Source organism: Candidatus Paracaedibacter symbiosus (genome assembly GCF_000757605.1).
In the GTDB taxonomy this organism is placed as follows: domain Bacteria; phylum Pseudomonadota; class Alphaproteobacteria; order Paracaedibacterales; family Paracaedibacteraceae; genus Paracaedibacter_A; species Paracaedibacter_A symbiosus.
In genome coordinates this window covers 4,055-4,730 of record NZ_JQAK01000023.1, presented here as the reverse complement: position 1 = coordinate 4,730, position 676 = coordinate 4,055, and the positions used below count along the sequence as shown (strand labels likewise).

The window sequence follows — 676 nt, the reverse complement described above, 5'->3', positions numbered from 1 at the left end:
CCGCGCCAACGTCGACACCGACCAGATCATTCCCAAGCAGTTCCTGAAGTCGATCAAGCGCTCGGGCTTCGGCCCGAACCTGTTCGACGAGTGGCGCTACCTGGACGTGGGCCAGCCGGGGCAGGACAGCTCGGGCCGGCCGCTCAACCACGAGTTCGTGCTGAACTTCCCGCGCTACCGCGGCGCCAGCGTGCTGCTGGCGCGCGAGAACTTCGGCTGCGGCTCCTCGCGCGAGCACGCGCCGTGGGCGCTGGACGAGTACGGCTTCCGCGCGATCATCGCGCCGAGCTTCGCCGACATCTTCTTCAACAACAGCTTCAAGAACGGCCTGCTGCCGATCGTGCTGAAGGACGCCGAGGTCGATGCGCTGTTCGCCCAGTGCGAGTCCACCGAGGGCTACCGCCTGACCGTGGACCTGGCGTCGCAGACGGTGACCCGGCCCGATGGGGTGCAGTACGCCTTCGAGATCGACGCCTTCCGCAAGCACTGCCTGCTCAACGGCCTGGACGACATCGGCCTGACCCTGCAGGAACGCGATGCGATCGCCGCGTTCGAGTCCAGGCACCGCGTGGCCCAGCCCTGGTTGTTCAGCGCCGGAGCCTAGCGCAGGCCGGGCGACTGCAACGAAGAAGCCGCCCACGGAGTCGCTTCTTCGTTTTCGGTCCTTGCCTATCCG

General features: G+C 67.2%; 1 protein-coding gene. It reads left to right on the top strand.

Annotated elements, in window-relative coordinates; translation table 11 throughout:
• On the top strand, positions 1-604 hold a 604-nt coding region (gene leuD / locus IG80_RS14465), incomplete at its 5' end, for a 3-isopropylmalate dehydratase small subunit (protein WP_075553256.1).
• Positions 605-676: the final 72 nt, after the last annotated feature.